The following is a 26,085-nucleotide window of genomic DNA, read 5'->3' on the forward strand; positions in this document are numbered from 1 at the left end:
TCTTACATTTAAAATAAAAAAATCGATAAAATTATCCGTAATTAAGACCAAATGCAGAAAAATTATTTCACAGAATGTAAGATTTAGGAAATTTTAGAAAATTCTAAAAAAACAAGTAGAAGTACGGGGTTGAAATTCTTAAAAAAATTAAACAAAAGTTAAAAAAAAGCATAAAGCGGGCAATTATAGAATAATTGCCCGCTTTATTACAAACTTAAAAACTTACTTTAAGATTCTATAATTGTATTAATTTGATTAAATAACTGTCCATCGCTCAAAAAAGCACCTTGTTTAATCAATTCAAAAATCGAAGAATTTCGTTCATCTGTAAATACTTTTTTCCCTACTTTCATTTCGATATTTTCTGTAAACATATTATCGCTTAACCATTGAAGCCCATCTTTTGTCAAAAAGTCAACCTCTGGAGAAAATGTTTTCAAAACAATTGACTTAATGTAAGTATCGAAACAATGAAATAGAAAAATATGGTTCTTAGAAAAATGTTCTAAATATTCGGCTCTCGACAAAACACCTTCCCAAATCAGATCTGAAAAAACATCAAGTTCCTGTTCTGCAACTTCTGGTTTATTGATCTTAAGCTCTTCCCACTCTTTTCTATCTATTGCTTGTGTTGCCAAAAAACTTGCAAATTCTGCATGTAATTCGTCAAACTGCTCTTTTGTTAATCTTGCGTACTTCATTTTTAATTGCTGCTTTATACATTACTATTATGAGCTTTAAACAAACTTTTGAGCTCAATAATATTGCTTCTATATTTATTAAACAAAAAAATCCCGATTTTCATCGGGATTTTTGTATAGATTTAAAAACTATTACTTTTCAGCAACAATTTCGTAAGCTAATTCAACGATTACATCTCTGTGTAAACGAACTGTAGCATTGTATTTACCTAAACGTTTTACAACACCGCTAGTGATGAATTTTCTATCGATAGCGTTACCAGATTTCTCTAAAGCTTCAGCGATATCGATGTTAGTGATAGAACCAAAAAGTTTCTCTCCACCAGCTTTTGCAGATAATTTAATTTCAAGAGCTTTTAATGTTTCAGCTAATGCTTTAGCATCAGCAACAATTTTAGCTTCTTTATGTGCTCTTTGTTTTAGGTTTTCAGCTAAAACTTTTTTAGCAGAAGGAGTAGCTAAAGTAGCGAATCCTTGAGGAATTAAAAAGTTACGTCCGTAACCAGGTTTTACAGATACTACATCATCTTTAAATCCTAAGTTCTGTACGTCTTGTTTTAAAATAATTTCCATGTTGTTGTCCTTAAATTTTAGAAGTTAGGTTCTGCATAACAGAAACCAGCGACTAGAGTTTTTATACTATTTTAATAAATCGGCCACGTATGGCATTAAAGCTAAGTGACGAGCTCTTTTTACAGCTACAGAAACTTTTCTTTGGTATTTTAATGAAGTTCCAGTTAAACGACGAGGAAGAATTTTTCCTTGCTCATTAACGAATTTCAATAAGAAATCAGCATCTTTATAATCGATGTATTTGATTCCTGATTTTTTGAAACGGCAATACTTTTTAGTTTTGTTAGTTTCAATGTTTAAAGGCGTTAAATATCTGATATCTCCGTCTTTTTTTCCTTTTGCAGATTGTTCGATTGTAGACATAATAATTACGCTTTAGTAGATTTTAATTTTGCTCTTCTTCTCTCAGCCCATGAAATAGCATGTTTATCTAAACTTACAGTTAAGAAACGCATAACTCTTTCATCACGTCTGAATTCAGTTTCAAAAGCTAAAAGAACTTCTCCAGCTACTTTGAATTCGAATAAATGGTAAAAACCACTTTTTTTGTTTTGGATTTCGTAAGCCATTTTTTTAAGACCCCAATCCTCTTTCGATACCATTTCAGCTCCTCTACTAGTAAGAAATTCTTCAAATTTCGTTACTGTTTCCTTCACCTGAACCTCAGATAAAACGGGATTTAAAATGAAAACAGTTTCATAATGATTCATAAATAAAAAATTTATTTGTTAAAATTGGGTGCAAAAGTAAGCATTAAATTCATATATCCAACATTTTTTTTCTTTTATTCGTCATAATACAAAAAAGATGCCTCAACCTTAGTTTTTTTTACAAAAAAATAATACATTTACTACTGCTATCCTGAATTTATTCTAAATTTAAATGTTATGAAACTAAACTGTGTTGTTGTAGATGATAGTTCTATACAAAGGACAATTATTGCCAAATTGGTAAATAATCACCCAGGCTTGCATTTAATCGGGGATTTTTCTAATGCAATTGAAGCAAAAAGTTGTATCTCATTAAATAACATCGACTTAATTTTTCTTGATATAGAAATGCCAGTTATTAACGGATTTGATTTTCTTGACGGATTAAAATCAAAACCGCAAATTATATTTATTACTTCTAAAGCCGAATATGCCCTTAAAGCTTTCGACTACGACGCTACCGACTATCTTCAAAAACCAATTGCAGTTGACCGTTTTAACGCCTCTGTAAAAAGGGCAATCGATATGCATTTGCTAAAAAAGGATATCAAAGAAGAAGAAGGCGAACATATTTTCATCAAAAGTAATCTAAAAAAACTAAAAATCTTCACTTCAAAAATAAAATGGATTGAAGCTTTTGGAGATTACGTAAGAGTAGTAACCGAAGACGACAGCAATCTGGTTCTATCTACTATGAAATCTTTCGAAAATGATTTATCGAAAGACAAATTTATCCGTGTTCATAAATCGTACATCATCAATATAGATAAGGTAGAACGCTTTAACAGCAAATTTGCCGAAATTGGAATCACAAAAATACCTTTAAGCCGTAATAAAAAAGAAGACCTTGTAAAAGCACTTTCAACCTCTTCTTAAATTACTGTTTTAATAAAAATCTACATTAATCACAACTTTTATAGCTCTGTATTGAGCCACAGCTTCAAAACTATTCAGCATTTTCTGAATAGTTTTTTTTGTGTTTCCTAAATGATGTTCTTGCGGAATTTTAACTAAAATAGTTCTAATGTATTCGTTTCGAATTCTACTTATTGCAGGCTCTTCTGGACCTAAAACTGGCATCCCTAAGTTTTGACTTAAAACCTGATACAGCCACATAGCTCCTTCTTTCAATTTATCAAAATCTTTGTGCTTTAGCGTAAGCTTAATAATCCTAAAATAAGGCGGATATCTATAGATTTGCCTATCATACAATTGTTCTTTATACATACCCATATAATTATGATTTGTAACTTGTTGAATTGTATTATGATTCGGATTATATGTTTGAATTACAACCTTTCCTTGTTTTTCCGATCTTCCTGCTCTTCCTGCAACTTGTGTCATCATTTGAAAACTGCGCTCAAAAGCTCTAAAATCTGGATGGTGAAGCATGTTATCGGCATTCATAATTCCCACCAAACCTACATTATCAAAATCAAGTCCTTTGGCTAACATTTGTGTGCCTACCAAAATATCGATTTCACGATTTTTAAACGTATCAATTATCTTTTCAAAACCAAATTTACCTCTAGTAGTATCTTGATCCATTCTAGAAGTTTTTGCTTTTGGAAAAAGAGAAGCCAACTCCTGCTCTATTTGCTCGGTTCCAAATCCTTTTGTCGTTAAATCTATACTAGAGCAACTATGGCAATTTGTAGGCTTTGCAATTGAGTAGCCGCAATAATGACATCGCAACTGATTTTTATGCTTATGATAAGTCAAACTTACATCGCACTGCTGGCAATGCGGAACATGACCGCAAGTCATACACTCTATTATTGGCGAATATCCTCTTCTATTTTGAAATAAAATAACCTGCTCGCCCAATGACAAAGATTCTGCAATTTCTTCAATTAAAAGATCGCTAAAATGCCCTGTCATTTTTTTTCTGAAATGCTTGTCTTTTAAATCGACTAAAAGCACTTCAGGCAAACGTACATTTTTATAACGTTCAGAAAGCGTTACCAATCCGTATTTATCGTTTTGCGTATTAAAATAGGTTTCAATACTTGGAGTCGCAGAACCTAACAACACTTTAGCTTTATGGAAATTAGCTAAAACAATTGCAGCGTCTCTAGCATGGTATCTTGGCGCAGGATCAGTTTGTTTAAAAGTCTGTTCATGCTCTTCGTCAACAATCAGTAATCCTAATTCATTAAAAGGTAAAAACAAAGCAGATCTTGCACCTATCACAATTTGCGCTTTTGGCGAATTCTCGAGCGTTTGCCTCCAAACCTCTACTCTTTCATTATTGCTATATTTAGAATGAAAAACAGCTACTTTATCTCCAAAATGAAGACGCAATCTAGAAACCAACTGAGTAGTAAGTGCAATTTCTGGAAGCAGATATAAAACCTGTTTATCAGTATGCAAATACTCTTCTATCAGCTTAATATAAATCTCTGTTTTTCCACTTGAAGTCACACCATGAAGCAAACAGACTTCTTTATCTAAAAAACTATCTTTTATAGCCAAAAAAGCATTCTCTTGAGCTTTGCTCAACTGCAATTCTTTATCCGATATTTCTCCACTAAATGTAACGCGATCATGCTGTAAATAATATTCTTCGAATATTTCTTTTTCAATTAGAGCCTTTACAACTGCAGCTGTTACATTTGAAACTTCTGTAAGTTTTTTGACTGTGATTGGCTTTCTCTCTGAAGCATTCAACTGAAAATAAGTCAAAACAATTTCTTTCTGCTTATTAGCACTTTTCAACACTTCAAGCAATTCAGCCAAACCATTATCTGATTCGTATTTTGAATGCAATTTCACATATCGCACCAACTTTGGTTTATATGTTTCTTTTATTTCTTCATCCAAAAAAATAATATCCCTAGCAATCAGCTTTTGAAGCACCGGAAGTATATTTTTTTTATTTAAAATCGAAGCAATTTCTTGAACCTTTAATGAACTCTGATGTTGCAAAGCCTCATAAATCAAAAATTCATCATCAGAAAGTTCGCTGTCGTTTACTACCACATCAGGTTTATGCGAAATAATAGTTTCACTCTCTAACAATAATCCGCTTGGAAATGCACCTCGATATACGTCTCCAATACCACACATATAATAATTAGCTACCCAAAGCCAGTGTTTAATCTGAATTTCGGTTGCAATTGGTTTTTCATCCAAAATCTGATGAATTTCTTTCGCTTCATACAATGTTGGAGCATTTTCATGAACATCCAAAACAAGTGCTGTATAAATTTTACTTTTGCCAAATGGCACAGCAACTCGCATTCCTTTTTTAATGAAATGAAACTCGGCTTCAGAAACTCGGTATGTAAATGTCTTAGCTAAAGAAAGCGGTAAAATGACTTCGATGAAATGCATGGATTATTTTTATATGTCAGCAAATTATTTCTGACCTGATTTAGGAGAAGTATTATTTGAAAGATTATAATCCTGAATCAGCTTTAAAGTATGATTGATAGATTTATTGCTTGTTCCGCCATCATGTCCCGGAATAACATAATGAGGATTCTTAAATTTTGACTGAACTTTTTTAATGGATCTTTGCCATTCTTTAACATCTGCATCGCCTAAATATCCAAGATCTTTAGCTTCAACACTTTTTATAAAACACCCGCCATAAAGAATTTTCTCTTTTCCGAACCATACTACAATATTATCTGGCGCATGGCCTTTACCAGGATAATACACTTCAAATTTGTATTGTCCAACTGTAAAAATTGTGTCATTCGGAGTTATAAATTCAGATCTGGATTCGTTGTTCTTTTTCAAAATATCATCTGTCAGCTTAATAGAGTACGTTTTGATTCCTTTTTTTTTATAAAAATCAAATCCACCCGCACGATCTTCATGTGAGTGCGTTCCAAAAAGCATAACAACTTCTTTATTATGTTTTGATTTTATACTATCCAATAAAGGCTGAAACTGTGTTTTATCCCACGGGGCATCAAAAAGAACAACTCCTTTATCTGTAACAACATACATGGCATTGGCAGAAATCTTTGTCCCTTTATAATCGCTAAAAGTCTTATAAACATAAAAGTCACCCGTAAGATGACTTATTTGTAATGGCGAATTCTTAGATTGTCCAAAGCTGTTTGAAACTATAACTAAGAATAAAATTATCGAAGCTAATTTTCGCATTAGATTTTAATTAATTTTTTACCCTTGTCCAATATTGCGTTCTACCCATTAAAGATATACCAACATACCCTCGAAGTTTTAGTTTATCGGCAGATTCTAATGAGATATAACATTTGTATTTTTTACCGCTTGTAGGGTCTAAAATAGTACCTCCATTATATTCATCACCATCTTTTTTTAAACCATTTATAATTACCATTCCTAAAATTGGCTTGTTTTTTTCAGCTCCTTCACATTTTACGCAGACATCTTTTTTATGGCTATCGCGAAGTATATCTACTACTTTACCATACAATTTCCCTGATTTTTCGTAAATCTCTACGATCGATTTTGCTTCACCTGTTTCATCATCAATTGTTTTCCATTTCCCAATTACACTTTGGCTTTGCATGGTTAGCGCAAAGAAAAAAACACCGATTGTTAACATCCAATTTTTCATACTAGTAAGTTTTTTTTTGTTTTAATTTTCTGATAGAAGCGTTTAGTTCGAACCCTAAAAGCAGTATCATACAGTTTATCCAAATATAAAACATTAGAATTAATAATGTCCCAATTGAACCATAAAGTTCGTTATATTTTGAAAATTTTATAACCCAAATCCCAAAAAAGAACGAAGATATAACAATTAGGATCGTTGTAAAAACAGAACCAATGCTTATAAAAGACACTTTATTATACTGTTTTGTACCATAACGCAATAATATTGAAGATGTTATCAAAATCATTAAAATAACAAACAAGTATCTTCCTAAGATGATCAACGGAATTCGATCACTCAATACATCCTGAATGATTGTTTTCTGAATAAAAACCTCAAAAACGACAATTGTTGCCACTGTTACAAACAAAATAACTGTCATAACAAGAGAAATTGCCAACGCAACAAGATACTGTTTAAAAAATCCGCGTTTATCAAAAACATGTTTAGAAGATTCAAAACCGCTCAAAATGCCATTTATACCATTTGCCATTAAGAAAATAGAAAGCAGGAAACCTGACGATAATAAACCCGAGTGACTATTATTTAAAATATCACTAATGATTTTACTAATCGCATCAAAAGTGTTTGGCGGAACGCTTTGCTGAACGAACTGCAAGAAATCTTCCTGAAAATTATCTATAGGAATAAATGGAATTAAGTTTAAGATAAACAGTGCAAAAGGAAATAAAGCCATGAAAAAGCTAAAAGAAACCGCACTGGCATGATATGAAAATGCACCTTCAATAATTCCTAAGGTATACATTTCTAGCAAATCATACAGCGAAAAACCTTCTAGCCAAGGCAGTTTTATTCTTTTAAAAAGTCGGGCTACATTGCGTATAACAGGCAATTTCTCAATCCGATCTTCTATCTCCTGCGACATATTTTTAGATTTTAGATTTCTGAGTTTAGTCCAACTATCGGGATAGATTTACAAAACTCATAACTTATAACTCAAAATTTATAACTTCGTTAAAAAGCTTTCAAACTCAAATCCATATTATAAACAGAATGCGTTAAAGCACCAGACGAAATATAATCTACACCGCATAAAGCATATTCACGAACTGTTTTTTCACTGATATTTCCTGAAGATTCAGTTTGGCATTTTGTACCAATTAATTCAACGGCCGTTTTAGTATCTTCATAATTAAAGTTATCAATCAGAATTCTATGAACTCCATCGCTCAATAAAATCTCTCTAATTTCATCTAGATTGCGAGCTTCAACAATAATTTTTAAATCCAAATTATTTTCCTCTAAATATTCTTTTGTTTTAGAAATCGCACGAGTAATTCCGCCTGCAAAATCAATATGATTGTCTTTTAACATAATCATATCATATAAAGCATAACGGTGATTCTCGCCACCTCCAATTTTTACAGCCCATTTTTCTGCCGCTCTAAAATTTGGAGTCGTTTTACGTGTATCTAAAATCTTTGTATTTGTTCCTTCCAAAAGATCCATTAAATGACTTGTTTTTGTAGCAATTGCAGACATTCTCTGCATGGTATTCAAAACAACTCTTTCAGCTTTTAAAATAGATTGTGAGCTTCCAGAAACTTCAAAAACAACTTCTCCGTATTCTACATGCGTTCCATCTTCAATAAAAGTTTTCACTTTCAGTTTTGGATCCACATGTGCAAATATCATTTTTGCCAATTCTACACCAGCAATTATTCCTTGATCTTTTACCAACAATTTAGCTTGACCGTGAGCTGTATCTGGTATACAAGCCAGCGAACTATAATCGCCTGGTCCAACATCTTCTCTTATGGCGTTACTAATCAAAAGTTGTAATTCTGCTTGAAATTGTGCTTCGCTTATCATTTTTCTATTTTTAATAATATGCTAAATTAGGATATATTTTATGGATTTGAAAGTTACTGCACCATGAAAAATTACATAAAACATTAAATATCTCTTTTTTAACTATTAAGATATTCAGAAAAATAAAGTTACAATTCTTAACAAAACTTAATCTCTTAATAAGAGCTCAATTAAATATCTTTGAAGTTTATTCAAGCAAAAATCATGGGATTAATTAAAGATATTTACTCGGTTTCTTTTTACGAAAAATTTGGTCAGGCTGTCGCCGAAGTACATCCTTCATTCAACAAACAAAAATTCATTGAAGCGATTTACGAAGGCGATTTTGTACAGAAAGAATGGAAAGACCGCATGAAACATACTACAGTTGTACTTCACCAATTTATGCCTCAGAATTTTGTAGAAGCCACTGCTTTAATTGATGAAATCATTGAAAACTTAAAGAAAAATAGTTTTACTGATGGCAATCTGGCTTTCATTTTCTTTGCCGATTATATCGAAATGTACGGTTTAGACGATTTTGAAACTTCCGTAAAGGCCTTTGTTTCTATAACACAATTTATAAGCTGCGAGTTTGCCGTTCGTCCCTTTCTTTTAAAATATAAAGAAAGAATGATCAACGAAATGATTAAATGGTCTTTGCACAAAAATCATCATGTACGAAGATTAGCTAGCGAAGGTTCAAGACCCAGATTGCCTTGGGCAATGGCGATTCCGTTTCTAAAAAAAGACCCAACTTCTATTCTTCTGATTTTAGAAAATTTAAAAAATGATCCTTCAGAATATGTTCGCAGAAGTGTTGCCAATAATTTGAATGATATTGTAAAAGATAATCCTGAGATTGTACTCGAAATCGCTTCAAGATGGAAAGGCCACAGCAAAGAAACAGACGGAATTATAAAACACGGTTGCCGAACTTTATTAAAACAAGGACATCCTGAAATTTTAAGTCATTATGGTTTAGAAAGCACCAATATCGAGCTTTCATCTTTCGAAATCAAAACTCCAACTGTAAAAATTGGAGATTATCTGCAGTTTCATTTTCATTTAAATAATAAAAACGAAGAACCCAAAACAGTTCGTTTAGAATATGCCGTTCATTACAAAAAAGCAAAAGGGCATTTGGCAAAAAAAGTCTTTAAAATCAGTGAGAAAATTTATCATCCAAATCAATTAACTAAGATTGAAAGAAATCAGTCTTTTAAATTGATTACGACCAGAGTTTTTCACACAGGAAAACATCAATTGTCGATTATTATTAATGGAACTGAAAGTGAAGTTTTGGAGTTTGAGTTGATTGATTAACTGTACTGAATTCACAAATTATCAAGGTTTAAACATCCTGAACTTAGAAACATCAAAATCAACAATTTGAATAATTACACATTTTCACTACTTTTATAGATAATACAAAAAACAACTTTTCTTAATCTAAATTAAGTTACAGATTTCTATCACCACTGTAATTTTGTTTTCAAATAAAATAATACCACATGTCAAACATCAGTTTAATCATCGAAGAACGTGCAGCCAATATTGGCAATTTTATGGTAGGAAGATTATTGCCTTTCCGTGAAAAAAGAGCCGTTGGACCATTTGTATTTATCGATCATATGGGGCCTGCGCATTTAAGTGACCATGAAAATATGGATGTTCCTCCGCACCCGCATATCGGACTTTCAACACTTACTTTTTTATTTGAAGGAAGCATTATGCACCGCGATAGTTTAGGAACCGAATTAGAAATAAAGCCAGGCGCTGTAAACTGGATGACAGCCGGAAAAGGAATTGTTCACTCAGAAAGAACTCCAGAATATTTAAGACATTCAGATAAAATGCTTCACGGTTTGCAGATTTGGGTTGCTCTTCCTAAAGAATTAGAGCAAATGGAACCTAATTTTACACACGTTGAAGCAGATAATATTCCTGCTTGGGAAGAAAATGGAGTTTCGTTCAAATTGATTGCTGGTGAAGCTTTTGGAAAAAAATCTCCAGTTCCTGTTTATAGTCCATTATACTTTATTGAAATTAAAAGCAAAGAGGCTCAAAAAATTAATATCGGAAAAGATTTGTTTGGCGAAAGCGGTTTATATATTTTGGAAGGAAGCATCAAAAATGGCGAACATACATACGATCCAAGACAAATTTTAATTACAACTGAAGCCTCTCTTTGCGAGTTCGAAATTGCTGCAAACTCTACAGTTTATATTTTTGGAGGAGAGCCATTTCCTGAAGAACATTTCATCTTTTGGAACTTTGTTTCTTCTGATAAAAACCTCATCGAAAAAGCAAAAATTGACTGGACAAACCAGACTTTTCCAAAAGTTCCTGGAGAAACCGAATTTGTACCATTGCCTGAACCAAGAATTAGATAATTATGAATACAATAGCAGCAAAAATAGATACGCGTTTGTATCGCACCGAAATAACATCTGCCAGCGGAAATGTAGTAATTGCAGATGAACCACAGGAAATGGGTGGCAAAAATTTAGGATTCAGTCCGTCAGAACTTTTAGCTTCGTCATTAGCCTCTTGCACGCTGATTACATTAAGAATGTACATCAATAGAAAGCAATGGAATGTTGAAGAAATCAATATAAAAGTCGATTTTGAAAGAGATTCAGAACAAAACGTATCTCTTTTTACCCGAAAAATAGAAATCATTGGCGAAGTTGACGAAAAACAAAGACAGCGCCTAGAAACGATTGCAAATAGCTGTCCGATTCATAAAACATTAACACATTCAATCGAAATCAAAACCACATTATTTTAATCATCATGGAAATTCAACAAATAAACGATACAAGAAGAGGCTATTTTGAAGCTGTAGAAGACGGAAAAGAAGCTGGAAAAATGACTTATACTTGGGCAGGAGACTCTAAATTTATTATTGACCATACAGAAGTAAGTCCAGATTTTAATGGAAAAGGTGTTGGCAAAAAATTAGTTATGGCAGCCGTAGATTATGCCAGAGCAAATAATGTAAAAATTATTCCTCTTTGTCCTTTCGCAAAAAGCGTTTTTGATAAGGTTCCTGAAATACATGATGTATTTTTTTCTTAAAAGGTTCTAAGTTTTTTTAACCGCAAAGCGCGCAAAGAATAACGCAAAGTTCGCAAAGTTTTTAGACAAAGCTTTGCGAACTTTGCGTTTATACTAAGTCAAGTAAATAACAAAACCTTGCGCTCTTTGCGGTAAAAATTCAAGATAACGAAATTCAATTTTCAAATTTCTCCGAAAACTCGTATATTTGCGCGTAATTTAATCTTAGAGTATGACAAGAATAATTACGCTTTTCTGTATTTTTATAGCACAAATCGGCTTTTCTCAATCGGCTGAGAGTTATTTAGAAAAAATCAGAAATAATGAAGCTCTCTTAACAGCTTTTTTTCAACAAATGCCTAAAGGAGGCGATTTACATCATCATTTTTCAGGATCAATTTATGCAGAACCGCTTTTAGAAAGAGCTATTGCTGAAGACTTTTATTTGAATCTAGAAACTATGGCAGTTTCTAAAACCAAACCTGAAAAAGGAAATTGGGAAAACTTTTCATCTCTTAAAAGCAAAGGAAAATTAGATTACTATCAGCAACAAGTTATGCAAACTTGGTCTATTAAAGATTACAATGGCTCCGTTCCTTCTGATGATCAATTCTTTGATTCTTTTATGAAATTTGAACCAACTATTGCAGGTCATTTTGCAGAAGGAATGCTCGAATTAAAAAAGCGTGCGATTGCAGAAAATGTGCTTTATATTGAAACGCAATTATCGACAATTCCGTGCGATATGAATGTTTCAGATCTAACCGATTTCAATTCAAAATTACGCCAAGCCGCAGAACAGAAAGATGAAAAAGCCGTTATGAAACTTTTAGATGAATTGTATAAATCATTTCAGAAAAAAGATGCTAAAAAATATGCTTTAGATTTCAATAATAATTTCATTGCAAAACTGCATAAAGACTTAAAAATAGATGACGATAAATTTACGATGCGTTATCAAAACTTTGTGCTTCGTTTTATGGATCCTGTTGATTTATTTAAAAATCTGACAATAGCTTTTATCTCTGCAAACGAAAGTAAATTGGTTGCTGGCGTAAACATTGTTTCTCCAGAGCATGGCGAAAATTCTATGAAAGATTACTGGCTTCATATGGTAATGTTTAAATATTGCCACTCTAAATTTTCAGACGTAAAATATACGCTTCATGCAGGTGAATTGACTTTAGGTTTAGTTCAGCCAGAAGAATTGACTTGGCATATTAATGACGCGATCTATGTTGCGGGAGCAAACAGAATTGGTCACGGAGTTGATATTGCGTATGAGGCAAATTCATATGATTTATTAAAATATATGTCGAAAAACAACATTCCGATTGAGATCAATTTAGCAAGCAACGAATTCATTTTGAAAGTAAAAGAAAACAGACATCCGTTTACGCTTTACAAAGAATTTAATGTGCCAATTGTGATCAGTACAGACGACGCCGGAATTCTAAGAAGCAGTATGACAGAACAGTATGTTATACTGGCAAAAAGATATCCCGACGTAAATTATGAAACGATTAAAAAATACGTTTACAATAGCATCAATTACAGTTTCATTCAAGATGCTTCAGTAAAAAAACAATTACTGAAAGATTTAGATACTCGTTTTAAAACTTTTGAGGCGAATTTTTCTAAAAACTAATCTTAAATCTATGTAAAAATTTCACGCAGATTTTAAACCGATTTAGGTTGATTTAATAAAGTTTTTTTTAAAACAAAATACTAAAAATAAAATCCGTTTAATCTGCAAAATCTGCGAGAGTATAATTTTTCCCTCAGATTTGGCAGATCCAGCAGATAAAATTTATTTAAATTATGATTCTAGAAGCAGCATTTCTATACGTAAAACCAAACTTAGCAAATCAATTTGAAGCTGATTTTACTAAAGCAAGCCAATACATTTCATCAATCGATGGTTATTTAGGACATCGTTTAGAAAAGTGTCTCGAAGTCGAAAATAAATATCTTTTACTGGTCGATTGGAATACATTAGAAGATCACACATTAGGTTTTAGAACTTCTGAAGCGTATCTGGAATGGAAAAAGATTTTACATCATTACTACGAACCGTTTCCAATTGTCGAACATTTTGAAACGGTTTTTGAAAACAAAAAATAAAGTTTTCATTTTGCCGCAGATTAAAAAGGATTAAAAAGATTTTTTTAAATTTAAAATAATCTAATCTGTGTTAATCCTTTTTAATCTGTGGCAAAAAAAATAAATTCGTGCGAATTAGTGTAATTCGTTGCAAAAAACTTAACCAATGAACATCAAACTTATAGCAATAGGCAAAACAGATAATAAATCGCTTCAGACTTTGATAGACGATTACACCAAACGCTTGTCATTTTACATCAAATTTGATCTGGAAATTATTCCTGATATCAAAAACGTAAAAAACTTATCTGAAAGCCAGCAAAAAGAAAAAGAAGGCGAATTAATCCTGTCTAAACTTTCAGCAACAGATCAATTGATTTTGTTGGATGAAAATGGAAAAACATTCTCAAGCGTTGGTTTTTCTGAAGAATTACAGAAGAAAATGAATTCTGGAGTTAAAACTTTAGTTTTCGTAATTGGTGGTCCTTACGGATTTTCTGAAACCGTTTATAAAAAAGCACAAGGAAAAGTTTCTCTTTCGCTAATGACTTTTTCGCATCAAATGGTTCGTTTATTTTTCATAGAACAATTATATCGCGGATTTACGATTTTACGCAATGAACCTTATCATCATCAATAGATTCTTTAAAGGGGCAAAGATTCAGAGAAACAAAGGTTCAAAGTTTTTTAAGTTTTAAAAAATGTACTCTACTGGGAGTTTATCAAGATTATATGTCACCTCTTTTTGCAATAGAATTTTATACTGGATATACTCTTCGTAGCTCATATTCTTGTCGAATAAAAACACTAAATCTGGTACTCTTTCAAACTTTATACTGTAAAATTGCTTTAGTATTTCTGAGATTTTTATTTCCTGATTAGCCATAAAAACCTGTTGTTTCCCTTTTTTAAAGTAAACTACAAAACTTCCTTGAGCAGGTCTTTCCATTTTATAAAACACTTTCGTGAAAGGAAGAAAAGCTAAATTCTTCCCTATAGAATCTGCATAAGAATAATAGTTTTCAGATTCTTCGTTTTGATGCATTTTCTCATTACGCTTTTTTTCCTGCATTTTAATTACTTCTGGGATTACCTTTTTTAATGGCAAGCGTTTGTCAATATTGAAAATCCAATTGGTTGAAATTATGGCGCTTTTTCTATTTAAATCTGCGATTGTATCTTTTCCCTCAACTTTAAAAAAGAGGTAAATTGGCGAATGATCTTGTACGTCTTTTACAATTGAAACATTTGATTTTGGCAATAAAACGTCTTCTTTTTTTCCGCAGGAGAAAAGTAGGAAAGCTATAATTAAGGTGAAGTATTTCATATTTTTAAAATTCATTTTACACAAAGTTTGTCATTTCAACGAAGGAGAAATCTTCGCAAGTAACTCCGCAACGAGAATCCATTCTTTGTCGATCTAGCAACGAAGATTTCTCCTTCGTCGAAATGACAAAACTGGCGATTTACAAACTCATTTTACCAAACAAAGTAACACATTCCATCGCTTCTTTCACATCATGAACTCTCAAAATTTTAGCTCCTTTTGTCAAAGCAATCGTATTCAAGAAAGTAGTTCCGTTTAAAGCTTCTTGAGGCGTAATGTCAAGTGTTTTATAAATCATTGATTTTCTAGAAATTCCAGCTAAAACGGGTAATTTCAAAAGATTAAAAAGTTCCATTTTCTGCATTACTTCATAATTCTGATCGGTTGTTTTAGCAAAACCGAACCCAGGATCTAAAATCAAATCGTTGATTCCTAAACTTCTTGCTTTTTTCACTTTTTCAGAAAAATAAAAAAGCATTTCTTTTATAATATCATTGTACTGCGTCAAACTTTGCATCGTCTGCGGATTGCCTCGCATGTGCATCATGATGTACGGAACATTATAATGCGCAATTACATCAAACATTTTTTCGTCTAGTTCTCCAGCAGCAATATCGTTTATAATTGCCGCGCCACTTTCTATGCTCGCTTTAGCAACCTCAGCTCTAAAAGTATCGATTGACAATAAAGTTTCTGGAAAGTGTTTTAAAATCAATTCTATCGCTGGCACAATTCGGTCAATTTCTTCTTGTTCGGTTACAAACTCAGCACTTGGTTTACTAGAATATGCTCCAATATCAATAAAAGTGGCTCCTTCTGAAAGCATTTTATCAACTCTCGAAATAATTTCGTCTTCGTTTTTATATTTTCCGCCATCAAAGAAAGAATTTGGAGTAACATTTAAAATTCCCATTACTTTTGGAATTTCCAAATCAATCAAACGGCCTTTACAATTAATTGTCATTTGTTCTGTTATTTTTTATTTCAGGTTTCAAGTCTCAGAACTTACGCAATCCAAGTCAACTTTAAACCTGAAACTTGAAACATTATATTTTAGTTTCAACTTCGTAGCATTAACACTTTGTTAAGAAAAAACTTGGAACAAAGAAAACCTTAAACTTGAAACTCTTAAAAAATTATGCTTATTTTTGAAGAAATTTTAGCAAATATACAGCATATAAATGAAGAATACTTCCCAAGAGTTTGATAATGTTATCGCGGTTTGCCGAACATTGTACATCAATAAAATGAAAGATTACGGTAGTGCGTGGAGAATTTTAAGATTACCATCACTAACTGACCAGATTTTCATAAAAGCACAACGAATTAGAAGTTTGCAAGAGAACGATGTTCGCAAAGTTGACGAAGACGAAAAAGGAGAATTTATCGGAATAATCAATTATTCGATCATGGCTTTGATTCAGTTAGAACTTGGCGTTGCAGATCAGCCGGATCTTGACGTTGAAAAAGCAACAGAATTATACGATGCTAAAGTAAAATTGACTAAAGATTTAATGGAAGCTAAAAATCATGATTACGGCGAAGCTTGGCGCGATATGCGTGTAAGTTCTTTAACTGACCTAATTTTGCAAAAAATTCTTCGCGTTAAACAAATTGAAGATAATAAAGGAAAAACTTTGGTATCTGAAGGTATCGATGCCAATTATCAGGATATGATTAATTATTCTGTCTTTGCTTTAATTCTAAACCCTATAAACAAATAAAATTTCAAAAAATAAAATCCCAAATTCCAACTTTAAAATTGGAGTTTAGGATTTAGAAATTTGGAATTTAAACCCTAAATATTTGCCATGAAAAACATCATTACCCAATTCTCCCGATTATTTGTCGGCGTCTTATTTATTATTTCTGGATTAATAAAACTGAACGATCCTGTTGGTTTCTCTTATAAACTGGCAGAATACTTTAGCGAACCTGTTTTTAATATGCCATTTTTAGAGCCGTTAACTTTAGGATTAGCAATTTTCTTAGTTATTCTAGAAGTAGTTTTGGGTGTAATGCTTTTGGTTGGCTACAAATCAAAATTAACAATTTGGGCTTTATTATTATTAATCGTTTTCTTTACATTCCTTACTTTCTATTCTGCTTATTTTGATGTAGTAAAAGATTGTGGATGCTTTGGAGATGCTTTACACTTAACGCCTTGGCAGTCATTTACAAAAGATGTTGTTTTACTTTTCTTTATCTTGATTTTATTCATTAATAAAAAACTGGTAAAACCTTTATTTTCAAAATTGGTTACCAATATTATTACTTTAATCAGCATTATTTTATGCGTATTTATGGCTGTTTGGGTTTTAAATCATAATCCTATCAAAGATTTCCGTCCTTACAAAGTGGGAACAAACATCGAGAAAGGAATGGAAATTCCTGAAGGCGCTCCAAAATCGGTTGTAGAAATGATTTTTATCTACAAAGTAAATGGTGTCGATAAAGAATTTACAGAGAAAGATTTAATGAATATTCCAGAAGGAGCGGTATTTGTTGATCGTAAAGACAAAGTAATTACCGAAGGCTACATTCCTCCTATTCATGATTTCACCATGACTAAAGATGATTCTGATTATAAAGAAGAATTATTAAAAGAGCCAAAATTATTAATCTATGTAACTTATGATTTGAATTTATCGAATCCTGACGGAATGAAAAAGTTAGCAAAAGTTACTGCAGATGCAAAAGCAAAAGGTTATAAAGTAATCGGAATGACTGCTTCTGGAGCTGATGAAATAGCTAAAGCTAAAAAAGATTATGCTTTAGATATTGATTTTTATTTCTGCGATGGAACAGCTCTAAAAACTGTTGAAAGAGCAAATCCAAGTATTGTAGTTTTACATAAAGGAACTATCGTTCAAAAAGTACACTACAACGACGTTGATGATTTGAAATTATCTGATGTAGCTTACGGTATTTAAAATACCAACTAAAATAATTTATTAAACGCCAATTTCCTTTTCAAGGTTTTGGCGTTTTTTTTCATTTATAAAATCCTTTCAGTAGAATGTTTAAAAATCATATTGACATAAAGTTAAAGCACAAAAAATTCATTAAAGAAGTATGCGAAACAGAAATTGTATTCGCATTAAAAAGCAAAAACGGATTCGCTACTTCTTACTCTAATGAATTTGAAGACGAAGATGGAGAACCAATAGAAATCATTTGCTTTTGGTCAAAAGAAATTATGGCAAAAATATGTGCAAAAAACGAATGGGACGATTATCATCCTGCAGCAATTAATCTATCTGATTTTCTTGAAAATTGGTGTATTGGCATGCATAACGATGGATTGCTGGTTGGAACAAACTTTGATCAACACCTTTTTGGCTATGAAAGTGAGGGCTATAATTTGATTCTAGAAATAATAACAGAATTAAAAAAGACAAAAAAAGAATTAGATCTTAAAAAATTCGAAAATATAGAAGATTTTGAAAATCAAACGAAGAAAACAATTAGATAGAAGGATATAAATAATTTAAAAAATAATCCTACATTTGGTCAAACCAAAAACTATTTTTAATCATGAAAAAACTTCTAAAGATTTCAGTTTTACTAGTCCTAATTTTTACTACAGGATGCGATTCACCTCAAATAAATTGTGAAACTGGACCTGTAATTTATACTTTCGAATTTGTTGATAAAGATTCTGGAGCAAATTTGTTTGACAATGGTACTTTTCCTCCACAAACGCCTGTGACAGTAACCGATTTAAATCAAAATAAGATAATTCAAACCACTTATCTGAAAAGTAACAATTCAGATCGTGCTTTGTTAGTATTAGGATTTGTAGAAGGAACATTTAAGTATGCGGTAAATATTGGAGACAAACCTGCCTTTGAATTATCTGTTGTTACAGAAAGAGTAAAAGGAAGCCAATGCAGTAATATCGTAAAAAAGGCAACTGAAATTAAAAATGCTGAATATCAAGAAGAAAAAACAACTGGAATTTATAAAATTCTCATGAATACAAAAAACTAAAATCCATTTTACATTCTACATATTCTATTCATGAAAAAACTCATTAAAACACTTGCTTTCTCGTTCTCCATTTTATTTTACATTGCAGGTTACAGCCAAATAAAAAATGAAAATCAACGCTACATTTTCTTTTTTCACAACAAATTCGTAGAAGAAAACGATCTAAATGTAGCTCATCCAGAATATGGTAAAGCAGAATACAATGAGATTTTAGAATCTTATAGAAAAGATAACTTTATTGTCTTTAGTGAAAAAAGAAAGAAAAATACAAATGCTGTCGATTATGCACAAAAAATTGCAAAACAGATTAAAGCATTGATGAAAAAAGGTATTCCGCCAAACCATATCACTGTAATCGGAACTTCAAAAGGTGGCTATATTGCACAATTCGTTTCGACTTTTGTGGCTAACCCTGACATGAATTTTGTTTTCATAGGTTGTTTTATGGACACAGATATAGATCAAATTCCCGATCTTAATTGGTGTGGAAATATTTTGACTATTTATGAAAAATCAGATATTTACGGAGTTTCTGCTATTAAAAGAAAAGAAACTTCTAAATGCAAAATAGATCATTTTAAAGAAATTGAACTTAATACAGGCCTAAAACATGGCTTTTTGTACAAAGCTGCAGACAATTGGATTGCTCCAAGCAAAAAATGGGCAAATGGAAATTATGAGCTGAATTAAAGATTCAAAAACATAAAAAGAAGTCTTCAATAATTTTAATTTTATTGAAGACTTTTTTTGTTGAAACCTGACGTTTTTTTGATTAAAATCTTCTTCTTGAAATAAAATTTTTATCATTTTTTTTCTTCTAAAATAGCTTCATAAAAAAGAAACGTCATTTTCAGCCTCTACTATTACGATTTCAAAACGTTTTTTTCAACCAAAAAACAGCGTTTTGTTACAAAATGAACGACTCTTCAAATTTTGTTAATGTACAATTGGCATTCCATTTGTTTGTTTAACTTTGTGAATTCAGTACCATAATAAAAAACAATTTTAATAAAATATGAAACAATTAGTCCTTGTCGTAATTGCATTTATTTCTTTTTCTTGCTCACAAGCTCAAAAAACAGCTTTTTCAAAAGAAGCTTTATCTGAGAAATTACTAGCTCTTGACGGAAGTCAGGTTACTTTCAAAAACATTTTAAAAAAATATAAAGGAAAAACTTTGGTTATCGAAGTTTGGGCTTCTTGGTGTGGTGATTGCGTAAAAGCAATGCCAAAACTAAAAGAATTACAAGCTGGTAATCCTGAAGTATCATACTTATTCTTATCTGCTGACAAAACAGCTGATAAATGGAAGGCAGGAATCGAAAAACACGAATTAAAAGGCGACCATTTCATGATGAACGACGGAATGAAAGGTGTTTTCGGAAAAGCTATTGATTTAGATTGGATTCCGAGATATATCGTAATTGACAAAACAGGTAAAATTGTTTTATACCGTGCTATCGAAACGGACTTCGAAAAAATCAATTCTACTTTACAATCATTGAAATAATTTTTCAATAACAACATTTCAAACAAAAAACAAAAAAATAATATAAAACTACCAAAATGAGAAAATCGATTGTTGCAGGAAACTGGAAAATGCATAAAAATGCTGCACAAACTGAAGAATTATTAAACGAGTTAATTGCTAAAATTCCAGCAAAAACAAATGCACAAGTAATTGTAGCGCCAACTTTTGTTAACTTACAAGCTGCAGCTGCAAAATTAAAAAATACTACTATTGGAGTTTCTGCTCAAAACGTTCACCAAGCTGAAGGTGGTGCTTTTACAGGAGAAATTTCTGCTGATATGTTAACAAGCATTGGTGTTAATACCGTAATCTTAGGTCACTCTGAGCGTAGAGCTATTTTTCACGAAACAGACGCTTTAATCGCAGACAAAGTTAATACAGCTTTAAAACATGATATGACAGTAATCTTCTGTTTTGGAGAAGAGTTAAAAGACCGTCAGTCTGGAAATCACTTTAACATTGTTGAGAATCAATTACGTGATGGTGTTTTCCAAATCGCAAAAGAATCTTGGTCTAAAATTGTTTTAGCTTACGAACCAGTTTGGGCTATTGGAACTGGAGAAACTGCTTCACCAGAACAAGCACAAGAAATGCACGAATTTATTAGAGAAACTATTCGTAAAGCTTTTGGAGCTGATATCGCTGACGAAGTTTCTATTTTATACGGTGGTTCTGTAAAACCAGAAAACGCTAAAGAAATCTTCTCTAAACCAGACGTAGACGGTGGTTTAATTGGAGGTGCTGCTTTAAAAGCTGACGATTTCTTAGCTATTGTTACTGCTATCTAAAAATTATTTTGCCACAGATTAAAATGATTTCCACAGATTTTATCTTAAATTTTGAATAAATCCTTTTAATCCTTTAATCTGTAGCTTAAAAAACAAAAGCGATACTTAAAAGTATCGCTTTTTTATTTCTATATAATTTGAACCTCATCAAGCATTAACAATTTTACTAATTTATAAATGATGATAGTAACGGACAATTATACTTTTTAAACGTTGGTGTTGTTTTATAAATTGAATAAAAATTAACCAGTTCCTTCCCTGCTTTAAACGGATTTTTAGCTTCTTCTTCAGCTGTAATCAACTCAGCATAGTGATTGTAATAATTACATTCAAAAATCATCAAGCTAGCCATTGCCTTTTCGTTACTGTTTTTAGACATTTTTAGAGCCTTTTCGTAATACATTTTGGCCATTTTCAAATTGTAATAATTACCGTTTTGATATTTCTTTTCGTTTTCAGTATTATCTCCGTAAACATAATCTGTATATGACCCGCCTGAACTCCAATCGTAGGCCGTCATCATCCAGGAATTACCTAAATACGAAACATTGAAATAAGCATGCGCCAATTGCAGATTGCTGCTTGCTGTATTTTGTTTTTTAAGCTGAATTAATTTCGCAATAAAATCGGTTTTATTGAAACGATAATCGAATTTACGCTCTTTGTCGTTTTGAAGAATTTTAGGCGTAAAAGGGTTTTCGTTTAAATAATTCTTATACTCGTAATTCTTTTCCCAAAAATCCTGAGGCATACTTGCGAAAGTCTCGTAAGCCAATTCGAGATTATTATTTCTAAAAGCAATTGTTCCTTTTAAATCTTTATAATAATTGACATTTGGCGCAATTGTTCCAGAACAAATATATTTTTCAAAAGGTGTTTTATTGGACTTCTCCTGTAAAGCTATCAAAAGATCCATATCTTTTACAGATGCATTGCGGTCAAAATATCCTATATAACTAAAAAAATATGGATTATTGTAAGCCGAATATTCTCCTTCATTTTTAATATCCGATTTCATCGAAAGCAAACCAGCAGCAACAATATCTCCTTTTTTATGAAAATCATCACTTGCAATTCGATACAAACTATATAAATTTTTAAATAATCCGTGATCGGTTTCTACCAAATTTTCAACTGAATCAAAGTATTTATAAAGCTGATTCTGAACATTTTCATTCTTTAAATCATCTTGTTTTAATGAAACCAAAGCCAATTGGATGTTCTTTTGCATTTGTATTGAAGCATTAGCTTTATCAGAAATCAAATCAGTATATTTTTTTCCTTCGTCAATCTGATCGTCAATAAAACATAATTGAGCAATTGCTGTTGTAATATAGTCTTTCTGCTCGCCAGAAGTCTGTTCACGAATCGAAATCAGATAATACTCTAATTCTCTCAGGTATAAAATATCTTTATTGAAATTTTCTTCTTTTGCTGTGGCATAATTTTCATACCAATCTGTACTGCTAAAAACAACAGATGGTGTTCCGTCATTGGTGTACTGAGGTGTAAAAATCCAATCTTCAAGTTTATTTACTTCTCGTCCTATCAAAAAGCTTAAAAACAAACTATTTGGACTTAACTCATAAATTTCTTTAATCGCTTTTAAATCTGGTGCTGGATTTCTAAGACTTTCAATAGATAAAATAACGCTTCGTTCTTCATCGTTTTGAGCTAACGCTAAAGTCTCTGCTGTCAATTTCCAATTATAATGCTGCAAAACGGCAAACGATTTTTCTTCGCAAGTATTAAAAACTTTACTCAATAGGTAGTTTTGTAAAGGCTTATTATCAATACATAAAGCATTATAATACAATGCCCAAGGTTTAAGTATTGTATTCGATTCAGAAACAAAATAAGTATTATATAATTCTATAACATTTTGCTTTTGCTGGGCGTAAAAATAATATCGCAACGCTAAAAAAGCATAACGCTGTTTTAGAAATGAATCTTTAGTCGATCTTATTTTCTTTTCAAAATCAAAAGTATCTACTAAATCATCATTCTTATAATTACTGTCAACTTGATCCCAAGACTCCCATTTTGTATATTCTACATTACCATATTCTAGTTTTTTAGCCAGCAGAATATAATTTAAAAAGGCTTTGTTTTTAGACAATAATAAAGCTTCTACAAAAGTATTTTTAGGGAATGCATTTTTCAAAGTTTTGTTTTCGAATGCCGTTTGAAATTGTTCAGAATCTGTTTCATACAAAATCACATGAACATCGTTTGGATTAATACTGTTTCCTAACTTCTTTTTCCACTCTAAACAATTCTTTTCCTGATCGACACTAGAAATAGTATTGGTCGCATAGTAATTATCTGCCGAATAATAAAACGGCGTAAGCTTAAAGAATCCTTCACGTTGCGCCTTAAACAAAGCTAAACGGCTGGTTTCTGGAGAAACACTCCATCCGCAGGCAAATGAAAACTGAACGCTTAAAAGTAAAAGTAAACTGTTAAAAGCACGCATAAAAATTGGAGATATTTTCGGTTCCATAATCGTTTATGTATTTTTTATCAAAAGAGAAAAAAGTCACTTTTGTATCATTATCAATTTGAATTTTGTTTTTAACAATCGAAATCATTTTATCCAATTCATTGTCTGAAATTTTTTCGATTCTAATTTCGTCCCCGTTTCTCAAATAAGTCTGACCTATTAAAACATCATCTTGCAAAACATATTTTGAATCTGAAGTTTTCTTTACTTTAATCGTATCTTTTATCAATTGATCGTATTCGGACAAAATGCCTTTAAATTGATTTCCTCTAAAAGCAACTGCCCAACTGTATAATGGCAATGCAATATCTAATTTGAGTTTATAATCGCTATGAGTTATGTATTGCGCCAATTCTCCGCTAGTTCCAATTGAGTTTTTAGTCTGAAAATCATCTGGTTTTGTAATGTTGTAGCACATTAGCAATCCTCTGTCTACAGGCGGAATTCCAGCTTTTGTAGCATATTTATATTGCCAAAGCCTTATAGTTGCCACAAGTTTTGACGACGGAAATTGTTTTTTAATTTGTTTTAATAAATAGAAATAATTCTTCTGTGATTTTTCGGTCCAATCGCAATCAATCAGAATTTCTTTAAAATCAACTTTTAATTTGGCCGATTCTGCTTTTTTTACAGAATCGTAATCTAAGGCTTTGAAGTCTTTCTGCTTGTAATAATCTTTTGGATAAACGATATTATAAGCATTGCTTTCTGCTTTTCTGTCATTCATCCTTTTTCCAATCTGACCAATTCGGCGTGCCATTCTAGCAGCAAGACTATCCAACTGTTTTGTATCCGATTTTAAAACCACCTCATTAGTAATAAAAATACTTGGCGTAATCTCAATATTACTTTTATTGAGTGAAATATTCGAAATAGTTGCAACAGGCAGCGGTTCTTTGGAATACGGATTATAGTCGACATCAAAAAAACGGACATACATATGCTGGAGATCCATTTTCTTTACTAAAGAATCTTCTGCTTCTTGAAAATACATATCGGTCTTCCAATAACAAAAAGATCTCACAACATCGTGTTCGTTTTCGCAGCTTGCGGCGCTTAAAACAACCAATAAAAGCACTAAAACAACATTTTTGACCATAATAAAAAACTTACAAAATTTAATTCAAAATTAGCATTAAAATTTATAAGAATATGATTTATTTATGAATAAATTTTACTTTGGATTCTTACCTTTGCAAAAATTTTTATTTATGTCGAATATATATTTAGGATATCATTTTACAATTGAGCCAAAAGAGTTAGGTTCTGAAATTTTAGTGGCTGAATTGGGCGAAAAAGCGTTTGAAAGTTTTACAGAAACAGAAAACGGAATTTCTGCTTTTGTGAAGAAAGATTTATGGGATGAGAATATTCTAGATGATATTTACATTTTACAATCTGAAGAGTTTAAAATTGAATATACAATTGAAGAAATCGATCAGGTAAACTGGAATGAAGAATGGGAAAAGAATTTTGAACCAATTGACGTTGATGGAAAATGCCATGTTCGTGCTCCTTTTCATGAAAAAACAGATGCTGAATTTGATATTGTAATTGAGCCAAAAATGAGTTTTGGAACTGGACATCATGAAACTACTCACATGATGATTCAGCATTTACTTGAAATGGATGTGAAAGGCTTAAAAACCCTTGATATGGGATGCGGAACTGCGATTCTAGCGATTTTAGCCGAAATGAAAGGCGCTGAACCAATTGATGCCATTGATATTGACAATTGGTGCTATTTAAACTCAATTGAAAATGCGGAACGCAATAATTGCAAACACATCAGCGTTTATGAAGGCGATGCGGCATTATTAGCAGGCAAAAAATACGATTTGATTATTGCTAACATCAACAGAAATATTTTGCTAAATGATATGCAGGCATATGTTGATGCTTTGAACCCAAAAGGTATTATTCTTTTTAGTGGTTTTTATGAAGAAGACATTCCATTTATCGATGCATCATGCGTTGAAAAGGGTTTAACTTATGTTAAAAAGCTTCAAAGAAACAACTGGGTATCTTTAAAATACGTAAATTAGATACTGATAATCAATTCAGTACAAAAACCATAAAATATGAGTACTAAAGAAAAAGTCAGAGAAAGAGTTCGCGAAAAAGAAGCGGTTGCTTTTAATAACGAGATCATTGTGTATAATGATGATGTAAACACTTTTGATCACGTAATTGATACTCTTATGCGCGTGTGCAGCCACACAGCCGAACAAGCAGAGCAATGCTCATTGATTGTACATTATAACGGAAAATGCACTGTAAAAACAGGTCCGATAGAAAAACTAAAACCTCAATGTACACAACTTTTGGAAGCTGGGCTTAGCGCCGAAATTGTTTAATTGACCCATAATTTAAAAAGCATTCTA

Annotated in this window: 30 protein-coding genes; 17 read left to right on the plus strand and 13 right to left on the minus strand. The window is 31.8% G+C overall.

The annotated features are described in order from the left end of the window. Positions 1-227: 227 nt before the first annotated feature. The 4 genes from JC605_RS10415 to rpsF all read right to left on the minus strand — a co-directional run bounded on the left by JC605_RS10415 (position 228) and on the right by rpsF (position 1,984). Positions 228-701, minus strand: coding sequence for a DUF6495 family protein (locus tag JC605_RS10415; protein ID WP_198856109.1), 474 nt, complete (start codon positions 699-701; stop codon positions 228-230). A gap of 132 nt (positions 702-833) precedes the next feature. Beyond that, a complete protein-coding gene (gene rplI / locus JC605_RS10420) occupies positions 834-1,274 on the minus strand; it encodes a 50S ribosomal protein L9 (RefSeq protein ID WP_198856110.1) in 441 nt (146 codons plus the stop codon). 66 nt (positions 1,275-1,340) lie between these two features. After that, positions 1,341-1,637, minus strand: coding sequence for a 30S ribosomal protein S18 (gene rpsR / locus JC605_RS10425; protein ID WP_002987043.1), 297 nt, complete (start codon positions 1,635-1,637; stop codon positions 1,341-1,343). Positions 1,638-1,642: 5 nt separating this feature from the next. Continuing rightward, positions 1,643-1,984, minus strand: a complete 342-nt coding sequence (gene rpsF, locus JC605_RS10430) for a 30S ribosomal protein S6 (RefSeq protein WP_068842999.1) — start codon at positions 1,982-1,984, stop codon at positions 1,643-1,645. Between the two features lie 177 nt (positions 1,985-2,161). Here rpsF and JC605_RS10435 point away from each other — a divergent pair, with 177 nt between their 5' ends. Continuing rightward, positions 2,162-2,860: a LytTR family DNA-binding domain-containing protein gene (locus JC605_RS10435; protein ID WP_008463025.1), complete on the plus strand. Its 699-nt coding sequence runs from the start codon at positions 2,162-2,164 to the stop codon at positions 2,858-2,860. A gap of 9 nt (positions 2,861-2,869) precedes the next feature. Here JC605_RS10435 and priA read toward each other — a convergent pair whose 3' ends face one another. The 5 genes from priA to nadC all read right to left on the minus strand — a co-directional run bounded on the left by priA (position 2,870) and on the right by nadC (position 8,414). Continuing rightward, complete coding sequence (gene priA / locus JC605_RS10440) at positions 2,870-5,320, minus strand: primosomal protein N' (RefSeq protein ID WP_198856111.1); 2,451 nt, start codon at positions 5,318-5,320, stop codon at positions 2,870-2,872. A gap of 24 nt (positions 5,321-5,344) precedes the next feature. Next, positions 5,345-6,103, minus strand: a complete 759-nt coding sequence (gene bla-B1-FLAV / locus JC605_RS10445) for a subclass B1 metallo-beta-lactamase (protein WP_198856112.1) — start codon at positions 6,101-6,103, stop codon at positions 5,345-5,347. Positions 6,104-6,113: 10 nt separating this feature from the next. Continuing rightward, positions 6,114-6,542 carry a DUF2147 domain-containing protein gene (locus tag JC605_RS10450; RefSeq protein WP_198856113.1) on the minus strand — a complete coding sequence of 143 codons (429 nt, stop codon included), beginning with the start codon at positions 6,540-6,542 and terminating at the stop codon, positions 6,114-6,116. Between the two features lies 1 nt (position 6,543). After that, positions 6,544-7,467, minus strand: a complete 924-nt coding sequence (locus JC605_RS10455) for a YihY/virulence factor BrkB family protein (protein WP_198856114.1) — start codon at positions 7,465-7,467, stop codon at positions 6,544-6,546. Positions 7,468-7,556: 89 nt separating this feature from the next. Further along, positions 7,557-8,414 carry a carboxylating nicotinate-nucleotide diphosphorylase gene (nadC, locus tag JC605_RS10460; RefSeq protein WP_198856115.1) on the minus strand — a complete coding sequence of 286 codons (858 nt, stop codon included), beginning with the start codon at positions 8,412-8,414 and terminating at the stop codon, positions 7,557-7,559. Positions 8,415-8,618: 204 nt separating this feature from the next. Between nadC and JC605_RS10465 the strand changes: the two genes are divergently transcribed. The 7 genes from JC605_RS10465 to rlmH all read left to right on the plus strand — a co-directional run bounded on the left by JC605_RS10465 (position 8,619) and on the right by rlmH (position 14,199). Beyond that, entirely contained in the window at positions 8,619-9,719 is a 1,101-nt protein-coding gene (locus JC605_RS10465; protein ID WP_198856116.1) for a DNA alkylation repair protein, read from the plus strand. A 188-nt stretch (positions 9,720-9,907) separates the two neighbouring features. After that, on the plus strand, positions 9,908-10,789 hold the full coding sequence (locus tag JC605_RS10470; protein ID WP_198856117.1) for a pirin family protein: 882 nt from the start codon (positions 9,908-9,910) through the stop codon (positions 10,787-10,789). 2 nt (positions 10,790-10,791) lie between these two features. After that, the gene (locus JC605_RS10475; RefSeq protein WP_198856118.1) at positions 10,792-11,187 is read left to right on the plus strand and encodes an OsmC family protein; all 396 of its coding nucleotides are present in this window, start codon (positions 10,792-10,794) and stop codon (positions 11,185-11,187) included. A 5-nt stretch (positions 11,188-11,192) separates the two neighbouring features. Then, positions 11,193-11,477 (plus strand): GNAT family N-acetyltransferase, encoded by a 285-nt coding sequence (locus JC605_RS10480; protein WP_198856119.1) that lies wholly within the window; start codon positions 11,193-11,195, stop codon positions 11,475-11,477. A gap of 211 nt (positions 11,478-11,688) precedes the next feature. Next, a complete protein-coding gene (locus JC605_RS10485) occupies positions 11,689-13,104 on the plus strand; it encodes an adenosine deaminase (protein WP_198856120.1) in 1,416 nt (471 codons plus the stop codon). A gap of 173 nt (positions 13,105-13,277) precedes the next feature. Further along, positions 13,278-13,580, plus strand: coding sequence for an antibiotic biosynthesis monooxygenase (locus JC605_RS10490; RefSeq protein WP_198856121.1), 303 nt, complete (start codon positions 13,278-13,280; stop codon positions 13,578-13,580). A 145-nt stretch (positions 13,581-13,725) separates the two neighbouring features. After that, a complete protein-coding gene (gene rlmH, locus JC605_RS10495; RefSeq protein WP_035648259.1) occupies positions 13,726-14,199 on the plus strand; it encodes a 23S rRNA (pseudouridine(1915)-N(3))-methyltransferase RlmH in 474 nt (157 codons plus the stop codon). Positions 14,200-14,253: 54 nt separating this feature from the next. Here the strand turns inward: rlmH and JC605_RS10500 are convergent, their stop codons facing one another. Together JC605_RS10500 and folP are read right to left on the minus strand one after the other, a co-directional pair. Then, a complete protein-coding gene (locus JC605_RS10500; RefSeq protein ID WP_198856122.1) occupies positions 14,254-14,886 on the minus strand; it encodes a hypothetical protein in 633 nt (210 codons plus the stop codon). Between the two features lie 139 nt (positions 14,887-15,025). Next, positions 15,026-15,850, minus strand: a complete 825-nt coding sequence (folP, locus tag JC605_RS10505; RefSeq protein ID WP_198856123.1) for a dihydropteroate synthase — start codon at positions 15,848-15,850, stop codon at positions 15,026-15,028. Between the two features lie 217 nt (positions 15,851-16,067). On the opposite strand from folP, the gene JC605_RS10510 reads away from it, so the two are divergent. The 7 genes from JC605_RS10510 (at position 16,068) to tpiA (ending at position 21,198) form a co-directional block, all read left to right on the plus strand. Continuing rightward, positions 16,068-16,610, plus strand: coding sequence for a DUF1599 domain-containing protein (locus JC605_RS10510; protein ID WP_198856124.1), 543 nt, complete (start codon positions 16,068-16,070; stop codon positions 16,608-16,610). Positions 16,611-16,697: 87 nt separating this feature from the next. Next, positions 16,698-17,819: a BT_3928 family protein gene (locus tag JC605_RS10515; RefSeq protein WP_198856125.1), complete on the plus strand. Its 1,122-nt coding sequence runs from the start codon at positions 16,698-16,700 to the stop codon at positions 17,817-17,819. An 86-nt stretch (positions 17,820-17,905) separates the two neighbouring features. Continuing rightward, entirely contained in the window at positions 17,906-18,361 is a 456-nt protein-coding gene (locus JC605_RS10520) for a DUF2750 domain-containing protein (protein WP_198856126.1), read from the plus strand. A gap of 62 nt (positions 18,362-18,423) precedes the next feature. Next, positions 18,424-18,879 carry a hypothetical protein gene (locus JC605_RS10525; RefSeq protein WP_198856127.1) on the plus strand — a complete coding sequence of 152 codons (456 nt, stop codon included), beginning with the start codon at positions 18,424-18,426 and terminating at the stop codon, positions 18,877-18,879. Between the two features lie 30 nt (positions 18,880-18,909). Then, positions 18,910-19,569, plus strand: coding sequence for an alpha/beta hydrolase (locus JC605_RS10530; RefSeq protein WP_198856128.1), 660 nt, complete (start codon positions 18,910-18,912; stop codon positions 19,567-19,569). Positions 19,570-19,894: 325 nt separating this feature from the next. Further along, the gene (locus tag JC605_RS10535; RefSeq protein ID WP_198856129.1) at positions 19,895-20,389 is read left to right on the plus strand and encodes a TlpA disulfide reductase family protein; all 495 of its coding nucleotides are present in this window, start codon (positions 19,895-19,897) and stop codon (positions 20,387-20,389) included. A gap of 56 nt (positions 20,390-20,445) precedes the next feature. Continuing rightward, positions 20,446-21,198, plus strand: a complete 753-nt coding sequence (gene tpiA / locus JC605_RS10540; RefSeq protein WP_198856130.1) for a triose-phosphate isomerase — start codon at positions 20,446-20,448, stop codon at positions 21,196-21,198. A gap of 166 nt (positions 21,199-21,364) precedes the next feature. On the opposite strand, the gene JC605_RS10545 is transcribed toward tpiA, so the two are convergent. Next, positions 21,365-23,701, minus strand: coding sequence for a hypothetical protein (locus JC605_RS10545; protein ID WP_198856131.1), 2,337 nt, complete (start codon positions 23,699-23,701; stop codon positions 21,365-21,367). Then, positions 23,661-24,800: a hypothetical protein gene (locus JC605_RS10550; RefSeq protein ID WP_198856132.1), complete on the minus strand. Its 1,140-nt coding sequence runs from the start codon at positions 24,798-24,800 to the stop codon at positions 23,661-23,663. Before JC605_RS10550 ends, JC605_RS10545 begins: the two co-directional genes overlap by 41 nt. A gap of 112 nt (positions 24,801-24,912) precedes the next feature. On the opposite strand from JC605_RS10550, the gene prmA reads away from it, so the two are divergent. Beyond that, positions 24,913-25,746 (plus strand): 50S ribosomal protein L11 methyltransferase, encoded by an 834-nt coding sequence (prmA, locus tag JC605_RS10555; protein ID WP_008462980.1) that lies wholly within the window; start codon positions 24,913-24,915, stop codon positions 25,744-25,746. Positions 25,747-25,782: 36 nt separating this feature from the next. After that, entirely contained in the window at positions 25,783-26,058 is a 276-nt protein-coding gene (locus tag JC605_RS10560) for an ATP-dependent Clp protease adaptor ClpS (protein WP_198856133.1), read from the plus strand. Positions 26,059-26,085: the final 27 nt, after the last annotated feature.

Source organism: Flavobacterium sp. IB48 (assembly GCF_016405855.1).
GTDB lineage: Bacteria > Bacteroidota > Bacteroidia > Flavobacteriales > Flavobacteriaceae > Flavobacterium > Flavobacterium ginsengisoli.

Excerpts from the sequence above, each read along its gene's own strand:
- JC605_RS10500 (WP_198856122.1), bottom strand. The coding sequence starts at position 14,886 with ATGAAATACTTCACCTTAATTATAGCTTTCCTACTTTTCTCCTGCGGA.
- bla-B1-FLAV (WP_198856112.1), bottom strand. The coding sequence starts at position 6,103 with ATGCGAAAATTAGCTTCGATAATTTTATTCTTAGTTATAGTTTCAAAC.
- JC605_RS10435 (WP_008463025.1), top strand. The coding sequence starts at position 2,162 with ATGAAACTAAACTGTGTTGTTGTAGATGATAGTTCTATACAAAGGACA.
- JC605_RS10480 (WP_198856119.1), top strand. The coding sequence starts at position 11,193 with ATGGAAATTCAACAAATAAACGATACAAGAAGAGGCTATTTTGAAGCT.
- JC605_RS10415 (WP_198856109.1), bottom strand. The coding sequence starts at position 701 with ATGAAGTACGCAAGATTAACAAAAGAGCAGTTTGACGAATTACATGCA.
- rplI (WP_198856110.1), bottom strand. The coding sequence starts at position 1,274 with ATGGAAATTATTTTAAAACAAGACGTACAGAACTTAGGATTTAAAGAT.
- JC605_RS10450 (WP_198856113.1), bottom strand. The coding sequence starts at position 6,542 with ATGAAAAATTGGATGTTAACAATCGGTGTTTTTTTCTTTGCGCTAACC.
- rlmH (WP_035648259.1), top strand. The coding sequence starts at position 13,726 with ATGAACATCAAACTTATAGCAATAGGCAAAACAGATAATAAATCGCTT.
- JC605_RS10560 (WP_198856133.1), top strand. The coding sequence starts at position 25,783 with ATGAGTACTAAAGAAAAAGTCAGAGAAAGAGTTCGCGAAAAAGAAGCG.
- JC605_RS10535 (WP_198856129.1), top strand. The coding sequence starts at position 19,895 with ATGAAACAATTAGTCCTTGTCGTAATTGCATTTATTTCTTTTTCTTGC.
- JC605_RS10550 (WP_198856132.1), bottom strand. The coding sequence starts at position 24,800 with ATGGTCAAAAATGTTGTTTTAGTGCTTTTATTGGTTGTTTTAAGCGCC.
- nadC (WP_198856115.1), bottom strand. The coding sequence starts at position 8,414 with ATGATAAGCGAAGCACAATTTCAAGCAGAATTACAACTTTTGATTAGT.
- JC605_RS10470 (WP_198856117.1), top strand. The coding sequence starts at position 9,908 with ATGTCAAACATCAGTTTAATCATCGAAGAACGTGCAGCCAATATTGGC.
- folP (WP_198856123.1), bottom strand. The coding sequence starts at position 15,850 with ATGACAATTAATTGTAAAGGCCGTTTGATTGATTTGGAAATTCCAAAA.
- JC605_RS10490 (WP_198856121.1), top strand. The coding sequence starts at position 13,278 with ATGATTCTAGAAGCAGCATTTCTATACGTAAAACCAAACTTAGCAAAT.
- tpiA (WP_198856130.1), top strand. The coding sequence starts at position 20,446 with ATGAGAAAATCGATTGTTGCAGGAAACTGGAAAATGCATAAAAATGCT.
- rpsR (WP_002987043.1), bottom strand. The coding sequence starts at position 1,637 with ATGTCTACAATCGAACAATCTGCAAAAGGAAAAAAAGACGGAGATATC.
- JC605_RS10520 (WP_198856126.1), top strand. The coding sequence starts at position 17,906 with ATGTTTAAAAATCATATTGACATAAAGTTAAAGCACAAAAAATTCATT.
- JC605_RS10455 (WP_198856114.1), bottom strand. The coding sequence starts at position 7,467 with ATGTCGCAGGAGATAGAAGATCGGATTGAGAAATTGCCTGTTATACGC.
- JC605_RS10485 (WP_198856120.1), top strand. The coding sequence starts at position 11,689 with ATGACAAGAATAATTACGCTTTTCTGTATTTTTATAGCACAAATCGGC.
- JC605_RS10530 (WP_198856128.1), top strand. The coding sequence starts at position 18,910 with ATGAAAAAACTCATTAAAACACTTGCTTTCTCGTTCTCCATTTTATTT.
- JC605_RS10515 (WP_198856125.1), top strand. The coding sequence starts at position 16,698 with ATGAAAAACATCATTACCCAATTCTCCCGATTATTTGTCGGCGTCTTA.
- JC605_RS10510 (WP_198856124.1), top strand. The coding sequence starts at position 16,068 with ATGAAGAATACTTCCCAAGAGTTTGATAATGTTATCGCGGTTTGCCGA.
- priA (WP_198856111.1), bottom strand. The coding sequence starts at position 5,320 with ATGCATTTCATCGAAGTCATTTTACCGCTTTCTTTAGCTAAGACATTT.
- rpsF (WP_068842999.1), bottom strand. The coding sequence starts at position 1,984 with ATGAATCATTATGAAACTGTTTTCATTTTAAATCCCGTTTTATCTGAG.
- prmA (WP_008462980.1), top strand. The coding sequence starts at position 24,913 with ATGTCGAATATATATTTAGGATATCATTTTACAATTGAGCCAAAAGAG.
- JC605_RS10545 (WP_198856131.1), bottom strand. The coding sequence starts at position 23,701 with ATGGAACCGAAAATATCTCCAATTTTTATGCGTGCTTTTAACAGTTTA.
- JC605_RS10525 (WP_198856127.1), top strand. The coding sequence starts at position 18,424 with ATGAAAAAACTTCTAAAGATTTCAGTTTTACTAGTCCTAATTTTTACT.
- JC605_RS10465 (WP_198856116.1), top strand. The coding sequence starts at position 8,619 with ATGGGATTAATTAAAGATATTTACTCGGTTTCTTTTTACGAAAAATTT.
- JC605_RS10475 (WP_198856118.1), top strand. The coding sequence starts at position 10,792 with ATGAATACAATAGCAGCAAAAATAGATACGCGTTTGTATCGCACCGAA.